Annotated in this window: 18 protein-coding genes; 14 read left to right on the top strand and 4 right to left on the bottom strand. The window is 55.0% G+C overall.

The features are described 5' to 3' along the window. The first annotated feature begins 91 nt into the window (after positions 1-91). The 14 genes from argS (at position 92) to H2508_RS12460 (ending at position 11,806) form a co-directional block, all read left to right on the top strand. Positions 92-1,777, top strand: coding sequence for an arginine--tRNA ligase (gene argS / locus H2508_RS12525; RefSeq protein WP_182174253.1), 1,686 nt, complete (start codon positions 92-94; stop codon positions 1,775-1,777). A 2-nt stretch (positions 1,778-1,779) separates the two neighbouring features. Further along, a complete protein-coding gene (locus H2508_RS12520; protein WP_182174250.1) occupies positions 1,780-2,379 on the top strand; it encodes an SPOR domain-containing protein in 600 nt (199 codons plus the stop codon). Between the two features lie 75 nt (positions 2,380-2,454). Next, on the top strand, positions 2,455-2,994 hold the full coding sequence (gene hslV, locus H2508_RS12515) for an ATP-dependent protease subunit HslV (RefSeq protein WP_182174247.1): 540 nt from the start codon (positions 2,455-2,457) through the stop codon (positions 2,992-2,994). Between the two features lie 8 nt (positions 2,995-3,002). Next, positions 3,003-4,331: an ATP-dependent protease ATPase subunit HslU gene (gene hslU / locus H2508_RS12510; RefSeq protein WP_182174244.1), complete on the top strand. Its 1,329-nt coding sequence runs from the start codon at positions 3,003-3,005 to the stop codon at positions 4,329-4,331. A gap of 3 nt (positions 4,332-4,334) precedes the next feature. Beyond that, positions 4,335-4,727 (top strand): gamma-butyrobetaine hydroxylase-like domain-containing protein, encoded by a 393-nt coding sequence (locus H2508_RS12505; RefSeq protein WP_182174241.1) that lies wholly within the window; start codon positions 4,335-4,337, stop codon positions 4,725-4,727. Between the two features lie 115 nt (positions 4,728-4,842). Then, positions 4,843-5,592 carry a bifunctional demethylmenaquinone methyltransferase/2-methoxy-6-polyprenyl-1,4-benzoquinol methylase UbiE gene (gene ubiE, locus H2508_RS12500; protein WP_182174238.1) on the top strand — a complete coding sequence of 250 codons (750 nt, stop codon included), beginning with the start codon at positions 4,843-4,845 and terminating at the stop codon, positions 5,590-5,592. Between the two features lies 1 nt (position 5,593). After that, on the top strand, positions 5,594-6,229 hold the full coding sequence (locus H2508_RS12495) for a ubiquinone biosynthesis accessory factor UbiJ (RefSeq protein WP_182174234.1): 636 nt from the start codon (positions 5,594-5,596) through the stop codon (positions 6,227-6,229). Further along, positions 6,226-7,887, top strand: coding sequence for a ubiquinone biosynthesis regulatory protein kinase UbiB (gene ubiB / locus H2508_RS12490; RefSeq protein ID WP_182174231.1), 1,662 nt, complete (start codon positions 6,226-6,228; stop codon positions 7,885-7,887). The genes H2508_RS12495 and ubiB overlap by 4 nt, the downstream gene beginning before the upstream one ends. Positions 7,888-7,949: 62 nt before the next feature. Continuing rightward, positions 7,950-8,342 (top strand): phosphoribosyl-AMP cyclohydrolase, encoded by a 393-nt coding sequence (gene hisI / locus H2508_RS12485; RefSeq protein ID WP_182174228.1) that lies wholly within the window; start codon positions 7,950-7,952, stop codon positions 8,340-8,342. After that, the gene (locus H2508_RS12480; RefSeq protein ID WP_182174226.1) at positions 8,339-8,683 is read left to right on the top strand and encodes a phosphoribosyl-ATP diphosphatase; all 345 of its coding nucleotides are present in this window, start codon (positions 8,339-8,341) and stop codon (positions 8,681-8,683) included. Before hisI ends, H2508_RS12480 begins: the two co-directional genes overlap by 4 nt. A gap of 50 nt (positions 8,684-8,733) precedes the next feature. Beyond that, a complete protein-coding gene (gene tatA / locus H2508_RS12475; protein ID WP_182174223.1) occupies positions 8,734-8,967 on the top strand; it encodes a twin-arginine translocase TatA/TatE family subunit in 234 nt (77 codons plus the stop codon). A gap of 3 nt (positions 8,968-8,970) precedes the next feature. Beyond that, entirely contained in the window at positions 8,971-9,309 is a 339-nt protein-coding gene (gene tatB, locus H2508_RS12470; protein WP_182174220.1) for a Sec-independent protein translocase protein TatB, read from the top strand. Next, positions 9,306-10,049 carry a twin-arginine translocase subunit TatC gene (gene tatC / locus H2508_RS12465; protein ID WP_182174217.1) on the top strand — a complete coding sequence of 248 codons (744 nt, stop codon included), beginning with the start codon at positions 9,306-9,308 and terminating at the stop codon, positions 10,047-10,049. Before tatB ends, tatC begins: the two co-directional genes overlap by 4 nt. Beyond that, positions 10,046-11,806 carry an ABC transporter transmembrane domain-containing protein gene (locus H2508_RS12460; RefSeq protein WP_182174214.1) on the top strand — a complete coding sequence of 587 codons (1,761 nt, stop codon included), beginning with the start codon at positions 10,046-10,048 and terminating at the stop codon, positions 11,804-11,806. The genes tatC and H2508_RS12460 overlap by 4 nt, the downstream gene beginning before the upstream one ends. Positions 11,807-11,917: 111 nt before the next feature. Here H2508_RS12460 and H2508_RS12455 read toward each other — a convergent pair whose 3' ends face one another. The 4 genes from H2508_RS12455 to H2508_RS12440 form a co-directional block, all read right to left on the bottom strand. Next, positions 11,918-13,282, bottom strand: coding sequence for an NAD(P)(+) transhydrogenase (Re/Si-specific) subunit beta (locus H2508_RS12455; protein WP_182174211.1), 1,365 nt, complete (start codon positions 13,280-13,282; stop codon positions 11,918-11,920). A gap of 2 nt (positions 13,283-13,284) precedes the next feature. Further along, positions 13,285-13,566, bottom strand: a complete 282-nt coding sequence (locus H2508_RS12450; protein WP_182174208.1) for an NAD(P) transhydrogenase subunit alpha — start codon at positions 13,564-13,566, stop codon at positions 13,285-13,287. Between the two features lies 1 nt (position 13,567). Next, positions 13,568-14,710, bottom strand: coding sequence for a Re/Si-specific NAD(P)(+) transhydrogenase subunit alpha (locus tag H2508_RS12445; RefSeq protein ID WP_182174205.1), 1,143 nt, complete (start codon positions 14,708-14,710; stop codon positions 13,568-13,570). 439 nt (positions 14,711-15,149) lie between these two features. Continuing rightward, the gene (locus H2508_RS12440; RefSeq protein WP_182174202.1) at positions 15,150-16,322 is read right to left on the bottom strand and encodes a PQQ-dependent sugar dehydrogenase; all 1,173 of its coding nucleotides are present in this window, start codon (positions 16,320-16,322) and stop codon (positions 15,150-15,152) included. Between the last annotated feature and the right edge of the window lie 52 nt (positions 16,323-16,374).

Here is a 16,374-nt window from a genome sequence, read left to right as displayed (position 1 = left end):
GGTCATCGCCGACCGATACGGCGATAATAGCCGGCTTCCATGCGCGCAGTGCGCAACTGTCATCCGCGACCAAGCAGGTACTTCCACTCACATGAAGCAACAACTCTCTGAGCTTATCCAACAAGCACTGAATTCGCTGATCGCTCAAGGCGTGCTGCCCGCAGACAGCTCCCCCAACATCCAAATTGATCGCACCCGCGACCCCAGCCACGGGGACTTAGCCAGCAATATTGCTTTGACCCTTGCCAAGGCTGCCGGCAAGAAACCCCGGCAACTCGCCGAAGAAATTTGCGCGGCGCTGCCAGAGAGCAATTTCGTGGCCTCAACTGAGGTCGCCGGCCCCGGCTTTATTAATTTCTTTTTATCCAGCGACAGCAGTCAAGCGGTCGTCAAGCGGATACTGGAACAGGGCACAGCCTTTGGCACTAACCAAGACGGTGGCGGTCGCAAAGTACAGGTTGAATTTGTATCGGCTAACCCGACCGGGCCACTGCACGTCGGCCACGGCCGCGGCGCCGCTGTCGGCGACAGTCTGTGCCGACTGCTCAGGGCAAGTGGCTGGGATGTTGCCAGTGAGTTTTACTACAACGATGCCGGCGCCCAGATCAGCAATCTCGCCCTCTCGGTACAAGCCCGCTGCAAGGGCTTAGAGCCCGACAGTGAGCACTGGCCTGCTGATGGCTACCGCGGCGATTATATTAAGGATGTTGCCCAAGCCTATATGGCTGGCAGCAGTGTTGCCGCTGAGGATCGCCAAGTGGTCGGCGCCGCCGATAGCGATGATTTAGATGCTATCCGCGATTTTGCCGTTGCCTATCTGCGCCGCGAGCAAGACCTCGATCTAAAGGCCTTTGCGGTGCATTTTGACCGCTACTTTCTTGAGTCTTCTCTATACGACTCAGGGGAAGTGGAGGCGACTGTTGAGCACTTAGTTGCCAATGGTCACACCTACGAACAGGACGGCGCACTGTGGCTGCGCACCACCGATTTTGGCGACGATAAAGATCGCGTGATGCGCAAGCGAGAAGGCGGCTACACCTACTTTTTACCCGACGTGGCCTACCACCTCAACAAATGGCAGCGCGGTTTTGAGCGCGTCATCAACGAGCAAGGCGCCGACCACCACAGCACCGTAACCCGTGTACGAGCCGGCCTGCAGGCTCTGCAAAAAGGGATTCCTGAGGGCTGGCCTGATTACGTACTGCATCAAATGGTCACTGTGATGCGCGATGGCGAGGAAGTGAAGCTATCCAAGCGGGCCGGCAGCTACCTCACCCTGCGCGACTTAATTGACGAAGTCGGCCGCGATGCTACGCGCTATTTCCTCGTCGCTCGCGGCGCCAGCTCACAAATCACTTTTGACATTGATTTAGCGCTGTCACAGAGCAACGACAACCCGGTGTATTACATTCAGTACGCCCATGCTCGGGTTTGCAGCATGCTGCGCAAGCTAGAAGAGAGCGGCGAGCAATGGCAAATGGAAGCTGGCCTAGCACAACTAGAGCTGCTCACCGAAGAGCACGAGACAGCGCTGCTGCGACAACTAGACCGCTACCCCGAAATAGTCGCTGCCGCCGCCCGCAATAGCGAGCCGCACACCGTTGCTACCTACCTGCGTGAGCTGGCTGCCGACTTCCACACTTATTACAACGCCCACAAAATGCTGATCGACGACAGTAACTTGCGCAATGCCCGCTTGGCCTTGAGCGCTGCAGTCAAGCAAGTGATCCACAACGGCCTTGATCTGCTAGGTGTTTCTGCTCCGGAGTCCATGTAGCCATGGCACGAGATTACGCCAGCAGCTCGCGCAGTAAATCGCGCAGCAAACGCAGTCCCGCGGCGGCGCGCAAACCCAGTGCCAGCCGCCGCAGCAATAGCCCGCAGGCACCTGTTCGGGTATGGCGCTGGTACGGCTCCGGCGTCGCTACGGGTGTCTTTTTGAGCCTGCTGTTGTATCTAGTGACCCTGCCGCCAACTATTGAAGAGGGCAGCCAAGCTGTCGCTGAAACTGCTGCCAGCAAAGAGCGAGAAGCGCCCCCTAAGCCGCGCTTTGATTTCTATACCATGTTGCCAGAGCAAAGCATTGACGTGGATGTAGAGCCAGCCGATATTGCTCAGCCAAGAGCTAGCAGCAACGCCAGCAATGAGATTTACATTCTACAGGCCGGCTCTTTTCGCCAGCGCCAAGACGCTGACCGCCGCCGCGCCGAACTACTGTTACTCGGTCTAGAGCCTAAGATCGAGGAATCGCGCACTGACAACGGCCGCTGGTTCCGGGTCTTTATCGGGCCCTATGATTCACGCGCTCAAATGGCCAAAGCGCGCAGTCTAACCGCCGGACAGAACATCGACACATTGCTGCTCAAGCGCTCCCGCTGAGCACAGCAGGCGCTGGACGCTTGAAATCCGCCTCCAGCGCCCCCATCACAGACACAAGCTTGCAGGAGACTACACGTGGAACAATATAGAGGCACGACCATTCTCTCCGTGCGCCGAGGCAACTCGGTAGTTATCGGCGGGGACGGCCAAGTATCGATGGGTAACACCGTCATGAAAGGCAATGCGCGCAAAGTGCGCCGCTTGCACAAAAATCAAGTGATCGCTGGCTTCGCTGGCGGTACTGCGGACGCGTTCACCCTATTTGAATTATTTGAAGCGCAGCTCGACAAACACCAAGGGCACCTAGTGCGCGCCGCCGTGGAACTAGCCAAAGCCTGGCGCACCGAGCGCGCCCTGCGCCGCCTTGAAGCGCTACTGGCAGTGGCCGACAAAGAAACATCGCTGGTCATCACTGGCAATGGTGATGTCATTGAACCAGAAGACAATCTGATTGCGATTGGTTCCGGCGGCCCCTTTGCCCAATCAGCAGCCCGGGCCCTGTTAGATAACACCGACCTAGATGCGCGCAGCATCGTTGAAAAAGGCTTGGCCATTGCCGGCGATATTTGCATCTACACCAACCACAACCAGACCATCGAACAACTCGACTTTTAGGCTCCCGAATGTCCAATATGACTCCCCGTGAAATTGTTCACGAGCTCGACAAACACATTATCGGCCAGCAAGATGCCAAGCGCGCGGTAGCCATCGCCCTGCGCAACCGCTGGCGTCGCATGCAGCTCGGCGAAGAGCTGCGCGCAGAAATCACCCCAAAAAATATTCTGATGATCGGCCCCACCGGGGTCGGTAAAACCGAAATCGCCCGGCGCCTGGCTAAACTGGCCAACGCGCCCTTCATCAAAGTTGAAGCCACTAAGTTCACCGAAGTGGGCTATGTTGGTCGGGATGTGGAATCCATTATCCGTGACCTGGTAGAGGTCTCGATCAAACTCTATCGCGAACAGGAAAAAGCTCGGGTACGTTTCCGCGCCGAAGAAGCCGCTGAAGAACGCATTTTAGATATTCTTTTGCCTCCGGCCCGTGACAGCGACGAAGCCGAAACTAGCGGCAACAACACGCGTCAACTGTTACGCAAAAAACTGCGGGAAGGTGCGCTGGACGACAAAGAAATCGAGGTTCAACTGAGTGGACACTCAGCTGGCGTCGAGATTATGGCACCGCCCGGTATGGAAGAGATGACCAGCCAGCTGCAAAGCATGTTCTCCAACATGTCTAAGCAACAGAAAAAGACCCGTCGCATGCCGGTTAAAGCCGCCTTTGAAGCACTGTGCGACGAAGAAGCAGCCAAATTGGTCAATGAAGAAGAGCTTAAGCAAAAAGCCATTGAAGCGGCTGAGCAGAACGGCATCGTTTTCATCGACGAACTCGATAAAGTCGCCAAACGCTCCGAGAGCGGTGGTGCAGACATCTCGCGCGAAGGGGTACAGCGGGACTTGCTGCCCCTCATTGAAGGTAGTACGGTAAGCACCAAACACGGCATGATCAAAACCGATCACATCTTGTTTATAGCCTCCGGCGCCTTCCACCTTGCCAGACCCTCAGACCTAATCCCTGAGCTGCAGGGCCGCCTGCCCATTCGCGTCGAACTAGATGCGCTGACTGCGGATGATTTCGAGCGCATCTTGACCGAGCCCAATGCTTCGCTGACCGAGCAATACCAGGCGCTGCTGAGGACTGAAGGTTTGAATGTCAGCTTCACCGCGGACGGTTTGCGTCGCATAGCCGAAACCGCCTGGCAGGTGAACGAAAAAACTGAAAACATCGGTGCCCGCCGTTTACACACAGTGATGGAGCGCCTGCTGGAAGATGCCTCCTTCAACGCTGCTGATGCTGGCCTCAATACCGCCGAACTGAGCATCGACTCAGACTACGTAGATCAACAGCTGCAGGCGCTATCCTCTGACGAAGACCTGTCACGGTTTATACTCTAGGCCATGACCAACACTCTGCGACCGCAAGATATTAAGCTCCACCGCCGGTCTCGGGAACTGGAGCTTTGCTACGCCGATGGCAGTAGTTACCGCTTGAGCTGTGAGTTCCTGCGGGTACACTCGCCATCGGCGGAGGTGAGGGGCCACGGTGAAGGCCAAGAGGTGCTGCAAACTGGCAAACAAAAAGTGAACATCACCGGCATCAAAGCGGTGGGCCACTACGCCATCCAGCTGATCTTCGACGATGGCCACGATACCGGGCTCTACGCCTGGGATTACCTCTACAAACTTGCAACCCAGCGAGACAGCTACTGGAACAAGTATCTCGAGCGTCTCAAAGCCGAAGGTGGCAGCCGAGACCCCGATGTACAAGTGGTGCGTTTCGACCCGTCTTAAGCGCAGCTAGCAGCTGATTAATTTGCCCGCTCGGGCCCTGCGGCAATTCGATTTACGAAGGCGTGGCACATCGCGCTACAATGGGCCCTCAGTGAGATACCGGGCGGAGGGCCCCATGAGCGATAAGGACACAACCCATTTCGGTTTCAAAGAAGTCGAAACCGAGGCCAAAGCAGGGCTAGTGGCAAATGTATTTCACTCGGTAGCAGCGCGCTACGATGTTATGAATGACCTGATGTCCGGCGGCATTCATCGCATCTGGAAGCGCTTCACCATCGAGCTATCAGGAGTGCGCAAAGGCCATTCAGTACTGGATATTGCCGGTGGCACCGGCGACCTCGCCGCCCGCTTCAGCCGCATCGTTGGCAGTGAAGGCCGTGTCGTACTGGCCGATATCAACGAGTCTATGCTGCATGTCGGCCGCGATAAATTGATCGATCACGGTCACCATGGCAACATCGAATTCGTCCAGGCCGATGCCCAGTACCTGCCCTTCCCTGACGACAGCTTTGACTGCATCACCATAGCTTTCGGCCTGCGCAATGTCACCGACAAGGATCGCGCATTGCGCTCCATGCTTAGGGTGCTCAAGCCCGGCGGACGCCTGCTAGTGTTAGAGTTTTCCAAACCCAAAAACGAACTACTGAGCAAAGCCTACGATGGCTACTCCTTCCGCGTCATTCCGCTGATAGGAAAGCTTGTCGCCAACGACAGTGAGAGCTATCAATACCTGTCCGAGTCAATTCGCATGCACCCGGATCAGGAAACGCTCAAACAGATGATGGAAGATGCGGGCTTTGCCCAATGTGATTACCACAACATGACCGGCGGCATCGTCGCGCTACACCGCGGTGTCAAAGCCTGACATGAACACCTCCCCCACTCTGCACACCGCTGCTCTGGCAGCGCTGGAACAAGTGCTTAACCGCGCCCTTGAGCTGGACCCCAACAGCCACCGCGTTTTGGCCCCGCTGTCTGGCAGCGTATTTGCACTGCACTGTAGTGCTCCCCCCTTCCAGGTATTTTTGCTACCTGAGGACAAGGGAATACGCCTGGCAGGGCAGCATGTCGGCACTGTCACCACCCGAGTCAGCGGGGAGGCCTCGGACTTTGCCGAGCTGGCCACCGCCGCCGACCCAACAGCCGCTCTGATCAATGGCAAGCTGTCACTGGAAGGTGATAGTGGCCCACTCATTGAGCTGCAAAAGGCTCTCTCCGGGCTAGACTTGGACTGGGAGGCGCCGCTGGTCAATCAATTGGGGGATGTGATCGGCCACCAGGTGGCGCAGAGCTTTCGCGGCTTATTCAGCTTTAGTAAACAAGCGCACAGCAGCCTAGAGCGGCAGCTTGAAGAATTTATTCACGAGGAAGCGCGACTCTGCCCTCCTCGGCTTGAGCTGGAAGACTTCTATCGCGATGTGGCAGAACTGGCAGAACGCAGCGAGCGTCTAGCCTCCCGCACTGAGCGGCTGCGCGCCCGTATTCGGCGACTCAAATCATGAGTGGCGCATTTTCTCGGGCCCGACGCCTGGCCAAAATCATGCGCATCGCGGGCCGCTACCGCCTCGATACCTTTTTTGACAATGAACAACTGCCTAAGTGGCTGCGTCTGAGCTTCAGGCTTTCACCCTGGCGCCTAGGCCCAGAACCTGAACTATCCCCCGGTGTGCGCTTGCGCAAGACCCTCGAGGAACTCGGTCCAGTATTTATTAAGTTTGGCCAAGTACTCTCCACTCGGCGCGACCTCTTGCCGCCGGAGCTAGCCGATGAGCTAGCTCAGCTCCAAGACAAAGTGCCGCCCTTTCCACAGCAGGAATCGATCGCCATCATCGAAAAGGCGCTCGGCGCGCCGGTGCATGAAGTCTTTGCCCACTTTGAAGCTACACCACTAGCATCGGCGTCGGTGGCCCAAGTTCACGCCGCCAGGCTACAGAGCGGCGAACAAGTCGTGGTCAAAGTGCTGCGCCCCGGAATCGAGGCGACTATCCGCCAAGACCTCGCCTTGCTCTACACCCTCGCCAAACTCGTCGCACGCTACCTTCCCGATGGGCCTCGCTTACGCCCCGTGGAAGTGGTTGCCGACTATGAGATCACTATCCTTGACGAACTAGACCTAGCGCGTGAAGCGGCCAATGCCTCTCAGCTGCGGCGCAACTTTGAACACAGCCCACTGCTCTATGTGCCACAGGTCTACTGGGATTACACCAGCCGAGATGTGTTCGTGATGGAGCGCATTAGCGGCATTCCGGTCACCGACATGGAGACTCTGCGCGCCAAAGGTACCGACCTTAAACTCCTTGCGGAGCGCGGTGTAGAAATTTTCTTTACCCAGGTCTTTCGCGACAGTTTTTTTCATGCCGACATGCATCCGGGCAATATTTTTGTCGATGCCACAGACCCCGCTGACCCCAGCTATATTGCCGTGGACTGCGCAATCATCGGCAGCCTGAGCGACTCCGATCAGTATTATCTGGCCCGCAACTTACTCGCCATTTTTCAACGCAATTATCACGAATGTGCCCAGTTGCACGTCGAGTGCGGCTGGGTGCCACCCAGCACTCGTGTACAGGACTTCGAATCCGCTATGCGCGCGGTCTGCGAACCGGTGTTTGAGCGGCCACTGAGCGAAATCTCTTTCGGCCAGATGCTGATCTATCTGTTTCGCACCGCCCGCCGCTTTGACATGGAGGTGCAGCCCTCTCTGGTCTTGCTACAGAAAACCCTACTCAATATCGAAGGTTTAGGGCGCCAACTCTATCCCGACCTCAACCTCTGGGATACCGCCCAACCCTATCTCGAGCAGTGGGTGCAAGAGCGCTACTCGCCGCAAGCGATGCTGAAGCGCCTGCAGCGCCACGCCCCTTCTTGGCTCGAGCAACTGCCAGCGCTACCCGACGCGGTCTTTGAAAATTTGCAGCAGGCCCGTGACGCGGATCGCCAGCTATCACAACAACAGCGGCGCATGGAGGAACTACAGCGCCAGCAGCGCAGTCTTAGCAAGCGGCGCAAACGCCACTTGCTGGCAGCCATTGCCTGCCTGGCCGCTGCGGCCACAGCCTACCCCGGCGGCTGGCAACTACTGAGCCAAATACCGCCATTAAGCTGGGCGCTCGGCGCTGCAGCACTAGCCCTACTGTGGCCCCGAGAGCCAGACAGCTAAACGGCCCTGTGCCATAATGCCCGCCCACTCACAACGCAGCGAATGACGAATTTCACAAGCTTATGAATGACAGCACAATGCAGATACGCTGGAACGCGCAAGGCCTGATCCCTGCCATCGCACAGGACTGGCAGAGCGGCGAAGTCCTGATGCTGGCGTGGATGAACGAAGAAGCCCTCCGGCTGAGCCTAAAAGAAGGTCGCGCCATCTACTGGTCGCGCTCGCGCAGCGCTCTGTGGCGCAAAGGTGAGGAGTCAGGCCATGTGCAGAAGCTTCATGAGCTGCGCCTTGATTGTGACGCCGATACCGTACTGATGAAAGTTGAGCAAGTGGGCGACATTGCCTGTCATACTGGGCGCCGGAGCTGTTTTTATCACCGCTGGGCTGAGGATCACTGGGAAGTCAGCGAGCCGGTGTTAAAAAACCCAGCAGCGATCTATCAGGATAAATCATGAACGATACACTTCAGCAACTTGATGCCACTCTGGCGCAGCGCAAATCGGCGGACCCAGCTGAGTCCTATGTGGCCAGTTTGCACCACAAGGGCCTCAACAAGATTTTAGAAAAAGTCGGCGAAGAGGCCACTGAGGTGATCTTAGCGGCCAAAGACGCCGATCACAGCGGTGAGCGTCAAGAGCTAATTGCTGAAGTAGCTGACCTTTGGTTTCACTGTATGGTCATGCTCTCTCATTTGGATTGTAGCAGTGAGGATGTATTAACCCGCCTGCGCCAGCGCTTTGATTTGTCTGGGCTGGAAGAAAAAGCCAATAGGCAACGTAGCACTACGAACAAGTAGCAATGACAGAGCTACCCATCGACAATATGCGAATTAAGTAGGAGATCACCATGGGATTAGGCGGCATCAGTATTTGGCAATTGCTGATCATATTGGCAATTGTCATCATGCTTTTCGGCACTAAACGCTTGCGCAACCTCGGCAGCGACCTCGGCACTGCGGTCAAAGGCTTCCGCAAGAGCATTCAGGATGATGATAATGGCAGCGTTGAGCCCCCTGCAGCTAGTGACACCGAGGCCAAAGACAAAGATCAAACACGCCAGGACGACAGCAAAGAGAAATAAGCGATGTTCGACATCGGCTTCACTGAACTAGTTACTATCGCCGTTGTGGCGCTGTTGGTAATTGGGCCCGAACGCCTACCCGGCGCAGTGCGCACCGGGGCGGGTTACTTGCGGCGCATTAAACGGGGCTTTAATGAGATCCGCCAGGAGGTCGAGCAGGAGCTACACAATGACGCGATTATGCAGGAGCTGAAAAAAACGCGGGACCAAGTCAGCGATCAAGCGGAACAATTGCAGCGCGATATCAGGCAAAGCGAGGCGCAGCTCAACACAGAGTTAACAGCAGCTACAACAGAGCCAAAGCAAAACAGCTCGCAAGATAGTGGGAAGCCCAGCGAATGAGCGCCCCAGAGACAGATCAAGCGCTACCTTTAGTAGCCCACCTCACCGAGCTGCGCGACAAGCTTCTGCGCGCCTTGCTGGCGATATTGATTATCTTTATTGCCCTGTTTCCCTTCGCCAACGAAATTTACGCTTTTGTCTCTGAGCCACTGCGAGCCATACTGCCAGAAGGTGCCGGTATGATCGCTACTGAGGTGGCCTCACCTTTCTTGACGCCTTTCAAATTGACCTTGGTCGCGGCAATATTTTTGGCCATGCCTTACGTGCTGTATCAGGCTTGGAGCTTTATCGCACCGGGTATGTACCGCCATGAAAAGCGTTTAGCTATCCCATTATTAGTGTCCAGCATCATCCTGTTTTACGCTGGCGCAGCCTTCGCCTACTTTGTGGTGTTCCCACTAATTTTTGCCTTCTTCACCACCGTCGCCCCGGAAGGCATCACCATCATGACCGATATCAACAGCTATCTGGATTTTGTACTGAAGCTGTTTTTTGCCTTTGGTATTGCCTTTGAAATTCCAATCGCTGCAGTGCTACTGATCGCAGCAGGCATCACTACGCCCGAGGCCCTGATCAGCAAGCGCCCCTACATCATCGTAGGCTGCTTTGTTTTTGGCATGTTACTCACGCCACCAGACATCATCTCACAGTCACTACTGGCGCTACCGATGTGGTTACTGTTTGAAATCGGCGTACTATTTGGTCGTATGGTGCAGAAGCGCCGTCCTAAAACAGAGTGAAGCATTCAAACAAGGGCAAAGGTTTATCACCACTGATTAGCGTCCTTGGCTTTCTGCGACCCTATCGCTGGCGGCTAATCGCTGCCGGCCTAGCCCTATTATTCACCGCAGCAGCTACTCTTACGCTCGGCCGCGGCATACAAGTGCTGATCGACGATGGCTTTGGCGGCAGCAGCAGTGCCGATCTACAACAAGCGATTTCCTTCCTATTGATTATCGCTGCAGCTATGTCCCTTGGCACATTTATCCGTTTTTACCTAGTGTCTTGGCTCGGTGAAAGGGTCAGTGCCGACCTGCGTAAGGCCGTGTTCGACAATTTGATTAGCTTACACCCGGGCTTTTTTGAGACTAACCGCTCCGGCGAGATCATGTCGCGCCTGACCACAGACACCAGCCTCTTACAGACTATTATCGGCTCCTCTTTCAGCATGGCGCTACGCAGCAGCCTGACTCTCATTGGCGCCTTAGTGATGATGTTTATCACTAACCTAAAACTCAGCCTGATTATTACTGCCAGTGTGCCCTTGGTGTTACTGCCAATCCTATTTTACGGCCGGCGTGTGCGGACTTTATCCAATCGCAGCCAAGACAGTATTGCCAATGTTGGCAGCTATGCCGGCGAGATCATCCAACATATTAAAGTCGTGCAAAGCTATACCCAGGAAGCTTTTGAATCGAAGGCCTTTGCAGCCGAAGTTGAAAAGGCCTTTGCTATTGCTCGCAAACGCATTGGCCAACGAGCCCTACTGATTGGCGCCGCTATCATGCTGATGTTTAGCGGCATGGCGGCAATGATGTGGAGCGGCGGACAGGATGTTATCTCCGGCCAAATGAGCGCCGGCGAACTAGGCGCCTTTGTGTTTTACGCCATTATGGTAGGCAGTGGTTTTGCCACAGTCTCCGAAGTCTGGGGGGAGTTACAACGTGCCGCCGGGGCTGCCGAACGCTTGCTGGAGCTACTGGCAACACGCAGCGCTATTATCCAGCGCCCAAGTCTGCCCCAACAAGCCCTGAAAGAGCCCAGCATGCGCCTTGAAGGGGTCTACTTTGCCTACCCAGCTCGACCGCAGCAGGCGGCATTAAAAGACTTCAGCCTCGATATCAAGGCGGGCCAAAGCCTAGCTCTGGTCGGCCCTTCCGGCGCGGGTAAGTCCACGGTATTTGAATTATTGCAGCGCTTTTACGACCCCCAACAAGGCCGTATCACCTTGGACGGAATCGACCTGCGGGATTTATCACTACAGCAGCTGCGCTCACAGATTGCCTTAGTACCACAACAAGCCGCGCTGTTCACCGGCGATGTGCGCTACAACATCGCCTATGGTCGGCCAGAGGCTTCAGATGCCGAAGTTATCGCTGCCGCGAAAGCGGCCTATGCCCATGAATTTATCGAACAGTTACCTGAGGGCTATCAAAGTCATCTGGGTGAACAAGGGGTGCGCCTCTCAGGCGGTCAGCGCCAGCGCATCTCGCTGGCCCGCGCCATCTTAAATAAGGCCGAGATTCTACTGCTCGATGAAGCGACCAGCGCACTGGATGCCGACAGTGAACACAAAGTCCAACAGGCACTGGAAGAGCTGATGCATAAGCGCACTACGGTCATCATTGCCCATCGACTATCGACAATCCTACACGCGGATACAATCGCCGTAATGGATCACGGTCGCTTAATCGCCACTGGTACGCACCAGAGTCTACTTGAGACCTGCCCGCTGTATGCGCGCTTGGCCTCTTTACAGTTTAAAGATAATCCCTAGCGATCAGCTTTCAATCAGCGCAGCCGGGAGCCGAACGCTGAGCAGCCCGCGACAATAAAAAACGCCGGCATCGAGCCGGCGTTTTTTATTCACTTAGTAGCAAACGGAGTCTTAGTTGCTCAACTCTCGGATCAAACCGCTAATAGACTCTTTAGCATCGCCAAATAACATCCGCGTGTTCTCTTTGTAGAACAGCGGGTTTTCGATACCGGCAAAGCCTGAAGCCATGGAACGCTTGAGAACAAACACGGTGCGCGCTTGGTCCACATTAATCACCGGCATGCCGTAAATTGGGCTGGACTCAACTTCACGGGCGGCGGGGTTCACCACGTCGTTTGCACCGATCACAATCGCCACATCGACAGTTTCCATGCGTGGGTTGATGTCGTCCATTTCCAGCAACTGATCGTAAGGTACATCAGCTTCAGCCAACAGAACGTTCATGTGCCCGGGCATACGACCGGCTACTGGGTGGATACCGAAATTCACTTCGGCGCCCTTTTTCTCTAGCAGCTGAGTGAGCTCTTTTACTACGTGCTGGGCTTGCGCTACCGCCATACCGTAACCAGGAATAATAGCCACATTAGTTGCTGCTTCCAGAATGTAATAAGCATCCTCAACCGAGATCGGCTTGATTTCACCCTCGATCACCGTTTCTTCGCTGCTCACACTGCCAAAGCCAGAGAACAACACGTTGCTGAGTGAACGGTTCATCGCCTTACACATGATCTGGGTCAAAATAATGCCCGAGGCACCAACCAGCGATCCAGCGACAATCAAGATGTTGTTGTTCACGGCAAAACCGGCGGCACAAGCGGCCAGACCCGAGTAAGAGTTCAGCAGTGAAATCACCACCGGCATATCAGCCCCACCAATCGGGATCACAGCCATCACACCAAACAGCAGAGACAGGGCGATGACAGCGTAAAGCCAAATGCTGTTTTCTGGTTGCAGGCAGAACATCACCGCACTGAACAGAATAGCCAGTACAATCAAGCTGTTTACAATCTGCTGGCCGCGGAACATAACCGCGCCGCTGCCAAGGGTCTCACTCAACTTACCCCAGGCGACCAGCGAGCCGGTGAAGGTCAAGCCACCGATCAGGATCGACAAGACGATAGTGACCAAAGTAAAGGTGTTACTACTGCCAGACAGTGCTGCCGCACCCACTAAGAGACTGGCCATACCCCCAAAGCCGTTAAACAGTGCCACCATTTCAGGCATGGCGGTCATTTGCACCAAACGCGCGGCCGCAGCACCGATGGCGCCACCGACCACAAAGCCTAGCAAAATCCACTGGTACTCAACGATACCCTGGTCCAATAGTGCTGCGACAATAGCCAACAGCATACCCACTGAGGACAGGAGATTACCTTTACGGGCTGAGTCAGCCGAACCCAGCAGCTTCAGGCCATAGATAAATAGCGCAGCGGCGGCTACATAGGCCAACTGGATAGTCAATTGTGTCGATTCCATGCTCAGCTTCCCCTCTTCTTAAACATTGCCAGCATGCGGTCAGTTACCAAGTAACCACCCACTACGTTAATCGAGGCAAAAGCAACAGCGGCAGCACCGAGCCAGTTAGCCATATCGTGCTGGCCATTCCCGGCAAGACTAATAGCCCCGACCACTGTGATGCCGGAAATCGCGTTCGCGCCCGACATCAGCGGAGTGTGCAGAGTCGCAGGTACCTTGGTGATCAGTTCGAAGCCCAAAAAGATGGACAGCATCAGAATAAAGGTTAGAAATACAACTTCCATATCAGTTACCCCCGGCCAAAATGTTTTTAATGGTTTCGTTGGTGACTTCACCGCCGTGGGTAATAATGCAGCCGGGCAGGATGTCGTGTTCAAAATCAATCACGAAGCGCTTGCTCTCTTTATCCCAGGCATCTTCCACCAAGTTAAATAAGTTGCTGGAGTACATCTGACTGGCATCGCGACATACCTCATTCGGCAAGTTAGCTTGGCCGATGACCGTCACGCCATTAATTTCCACAGTTTCATTAGGCACTGAGCCCTCGACGTTACCGCCAGTTTCAGCTGCCATATCGACGACTACCGAGCCAGGGCGCATGCCCTCAACCATATCGCGAGTGACAATGACTGGCGGTTTGCGGCCAAATACCTGCGCCGTAGTAATCACTACATCAGAGTCAGCAATCACGTCTTTCTGCGCCTGACGCTGTTTCTCAATCTGCTCTGCTGTCAGCTCTTTAGCGTAGCCGCCTGCGGTCTCCCCGGTGTCACCTAGGTCGATGTCGAGGAAGGTGGCGCCCAGTGAGCGGACCTGCTCGGCAACCACTGGACGGGTATCGAAGGCCGTCACCTTAGCACCTAGTCGCTTGGCAGTCGCAATGGCCTGTAAACCCGCCACACCGGCACCAATAATGAAGACCTTGGCCGGCTTTAAGGTACCAGCAGGGGTCATCATCATGGGGAAGATGCTGGGCAAACGAGTCGCAGCCAACAGCACCATGACATAGCCCGCCAAGTTAGCCTGAGAGCTCAAAGCATCCATTTTTTGGCTACGCGTAGTGCGGGGAATCATTTCCATGCTGATTGAGGTCACGCCCTGCTTTTGCAGCGCCCGTACCAGCTCATGCTCATTGAAAGGGTCGAGATAGCTGATGTGAATACAGCCAGAGCTCATCAAAGCGACCTCTTCCAGCGTTGGTTTGCGCAAGCGCAGTAAAATTTCTGCTTCCGAGAATAGCTTATTGCGATCTGGCTCGATGCTCGCGCCAGCCTCAGTGTATTGTTCATCAGTGAAGCCCGAGCCTTCGCCCATACCCGGTTCAATTGTGACTTCCGCGCCGAGCAGGCAAAGTTTCTTTACCGTACCTGGAACGACCGGCACCCGGTTTTCACCCGGATGTGTCTCCTTGGGAATTGCAATGCGCATAGTATCGTTACCCCATACCTGTATGTCATAAGCTGTTGGGCTTGGTTTTTTCTGTCGCAAGCTCTTTGGGCCATTTCAGCGTAGCGCCGAAAAAAGCGGCGGGAGACTGTAGCACAGCGCAGAGCAAGCAGGAACCATAGCGATTATTTGAAAATCGGCCTACCCACCTGCAAATAATCGCGGGCTAGGATGGCGTCAGATCAATGAAATTTGAAACAAAAGCTAATATCGCAGGCCTATAGTGTCGACCAAAGCGCTGTAAAACACTTCACCCATTCGGGGGATTTAACAGGCAAGCGTGTGTGTCCCCTCAGACAAGGCTTAGCTTAACTTAGTACTTGGTCAGACTTTAGTACCCTGATTTCTAGGTCATCGGCCCACTACCTGAGACGATTTGTTGGCAATAGCCGACATCTTGACACAAGCTCGCGGTCTGGGGCTACTGCTCCAGCTGCAAGCGTATAAGACGTGAACCGTCCGCCAGCGCATATAATCTACCATCGGGGCCTACTTGCAGGTCGCGGATACGCATATTCAGGTTAGCCAGTAAGCGGGTTTCCTCTCCCACCCCCTCACCTTCTAGCACTAAGCGGCTTATTCGGGTCAATTTAAGGCCGCCTACCAACACTGAATCTTGCCAGCCAGGATAGATATCCCCGGTATAGAAAGTCAGGTTTGAGGTACCAATTGATGGCAGCCAATACACTAAGGGCTGCTCGGTGCCATTTTTGTGCGTGCCCTGGCCAATTTTACCTCCGCCATACTCCTCACCGTAAGTCACTAAGGGCCAACCATAATTGCCGCCGCGCTTAAGTATATTGAGCTCATCCCCGCCCTGGGGTCCATGCTCAGCTAGCCAAATGCTGCCATTGTAGGGGTGCTGTGCTATCCCCTGGGGATTGCGATGACCGTAACTCCAGATCTCAGGAAGTGCCGTCGCGTTGCCTACAAAGGGATTATCTGCTGGCACCGCGCCATCCTCAGTTAAGCGGATGACTTTGCCATTATGGGTCTCTAGGCTTTGGGCTAAAGCACGATTGCCGCGATCGCCGACCGTGATATACAGATAGCCCTCACTGATCAGTAAGCGCGAGCCAAAATGGTGGCGCTCTTTAAAGTAAGGTGCGGCGCTAAACAGTACTTGATGCTCTGTGAGCTGGCCATCAATCAAGCGCGCTCGACTGACACGGGTAGTGTATTTCTCATCTCGAGCCACGGTGTAACTCAGATAGACCCAGTTATTGTCACTGAAGCGAGGGTGGACCAACACATCGAGCAGGCCGCCTTGCCCTACAGCAGCCGAGGCGGGCAGTCCCTGTATATCGCTCACTGCAAAACTGCGGCCATCAATGAGTTTTAGCTGACCACTTTTCTCGCTCACTAAAAGGTCGCCGCTGGGTAAAAAATCCATTCCCCAAGGATCATCTAGATTTTCTACCAGCGTTACCATCTGTATTTCACTGGCTGCAGCCAAACCTTCAGCATCTGCCGCTGCTTCGCGGGCAGGAGCAACTGACGGGGGCTCCGCTACCGAGGGGCTAAGGCAGCCAGCAAGCAGTACCGCCAAAGCCGCAGATATTAGCGTCTGTAGGGTGTTTTCAATCTTGATCATTTACGCTAGGTCCTACGGAATCGAGTGAAAGCGTATATTACGTGATCACCTG

Origin of the sequence: Sediminihaliea albiluteola, from assembly GCF_014077625.1 — a bacterium.
Taxonomy (GTDB): Bacteria; Pseudomonadota; Gammaproteobacteria; order Pseudomonadales; family Halieaceae; genus Sediminihaliea; species Sediminihaliea albiluteola.
The sequence above is the reverse complement of the archived record's forward strand: the minus strand, read 5'-3'. Positions and strand labels throughout refer to the sequence as shown.

Coding starts and splice junctions, on each gene's coding strand:
- argS (WP_182174253.1), top strand. CDS start 92: ATGAAGCAACAACTCTCTGAGCTTATCCAACAAGCACTGAATTCGCTG.
- H2508_RS12520 (WP_182174250.1), top strand. CDS start 1,780: ATGGCACGAGATTACGCCAGCAGCTCGCGCAGTAAATCGCGCAGCAAA.
- hslU (WP_182174244.1), top strand. CDS start 3,003: ATGTCCAATATGACTCCCCGTGAAATTGTTCACGAGCTCGACAAACAC.
- H2508_RS12505 (WP_182174241.1), top strand. CDS start 4,335: ATGACCAACACTCTGCGACCGCAAGATATTAAGCTCCACCGCCGGTCT.
- ubiE (WP_182174238.1), top strand. CDS start 4,843: ATGAGCGATAAGGACACAACCCATTTCGGTTTCAAAGAAGTCGAAACC.
- H2508_RS12495 (WP_182174234.1), top strand. CDS start 5,594: ATGAACACCTCCCCCACTCTGCACACCGCTGCTCTGGCAGCGCTGGAA.
- ubiB (WP_182174231.1), top strand. CDS start 6,226: ATGAGTGGCGCATTTTCTCGGGCCCGACGCCTGGCCAAAATCATGCGC.
- hisI (WP_182174228.1), top strand. CDS start 7,950: ATGAATGACAGCACAATGCAGATACGCTGGAACGCGCAAGGCCTGATC.
- H2508_RS12480 (WP_182174226.1), top strand. CDS start 8,339: ATGAACGATACACTTCAGCAACTTGATGCCACTCTGGCGCAGCGCAAA.
- tatA (WP_182174223.1), top strand. CDS start 8,734: ATGGGATTAGGCGGCATCAGTATTTGGCAATTGCTGATCATATTGGCA.
- tatB (WP_182174220.1), top strand. CDS start 8,971: ATGTTCGACATCGGCTTCACTGAACTAGTTACTATCGCCGTTGTGGCG.
- tatC (WP_182174217.1), top strand. CDS start 9,306: ATGAGCGCCCCAGAGACAGATCAAGCGCTACCTTTAGTAGCCCACCTC.
- H2508_RS12455 (WP_182174211.1), bottom strand. CDS start 13,282: ATGGAATCGACACAATTGACTATCCAGTTGGCCTATGTAGCCGCCGCT.
- H2508_RS12450 (WP_182174208.1), bottom strand. CDS start 13,566: ATGGAAGTTGTATTTCTAACCTTTATTCTGATGCTGTCCATCTTTTTG.
- H2508_RS12445 (WP_182174205.1), bottom strand. CDS start 14,710: ATGCGCATTGCAATTCCCAAGGAGACACATCCGGGTGAAAACCGGGTG.
- H2508_RS12440 (WP_182174202.1), bottom strand. CDS start 16,322: ATGATCAAGATTGAAAACACCCTACAGACGCTAATATCTGCGGCTTTG.